The sequence below is a fragment of the Micromonospora sp. D75 genome, from assembly GCF_018070405.1.
Taxonomy (GTDB): domain Bacteria; phylum Actinomycetota; class Actinomycetes; order Mycobacteriales; family Micromonosporaceae; genus Micromonospora; species Micromonospora chalcea.
Window position 1 is genome coordinate 1 of record NZ_JAGPXV010001165.1, and the last position, 537, is coordinate 537.

Consider the following 537-nt stretch of genomic DNA (forward strand, 5'->3'; position numbering starts at 1 on the left):
CCCGGTGCATCTGTGGCTCACAGGCGGGGGTCACGCGCTCGACCTGGCCCGGCCCGACCTGCTCGCGACCGCCGCCGCGTTCCTGGACAGCGTCCTGCCCGCCGTCGCGGGCGACTAGGTTCGAGGCATGCCCGACCTCGCCGCGATCGTCATCCACTGCCGCGACCCGTACCTGCTCGCGCCGTTCTGGAGCGCGGTCACCGGGCTGCCGGTGGTCGAGGAGGACCGGGTGAAGCTCGCCGAGGGCACGCTCGCCCCGGCCGAGGCGGTGCTGCTGCGCGACCCGCACGGCCGGCGGCCGGACCTGTGGATCAGCCCCGCCGCCGAGCTGCCCGCGCCCGGCCGGATCCACCTCGACCTGGTCGGTGACGCCGAGGAGCGGGCCGCCGTGCTGGAGGCGGGCGCGACAGTGGTACGCGAGCTGCCGCGCTGGACCGTGCTGGCCGACCCGGAGGGCAACGAGTTCTGCCTGCTGCCGCCGGACGAGGCGCACACCGCGCGTCCGCCCGGGCACTGACTCATTCGGCCAGTTCGTCG

At 75.6% G+C, this 537-nt stretch carries 1 protein-coding gene; it reads left to right on the plus strand.

The annotated features are described in order from the left end of the window. The first annotated feature begins 127 nt into the window (after positions 1 to 127). The gene (locus tag KBX39_RS32655) at positions 128 to 517 is read left to right on the plus strand and encodes a VOC family protein (protein ID WP_043328838.1); all 390 of its coding nucleotides are present in this window, start codon (positions 128 to 130) and stop codon (positions 515 to 517) included. The last annotated feature ends 20 nt before the right edge of the window (positions 518 to 537 follow it).

Bases quoted from the DNA above. Each gene is read 5' to 3' on its own strand.
- KBX39_RS32655 (WP_043328838.1), top strand. From the start codon at position 128: ATGCCCGACCTCGCCGCGATCGTCATCCACTGCCGCGACCCGTACCTG.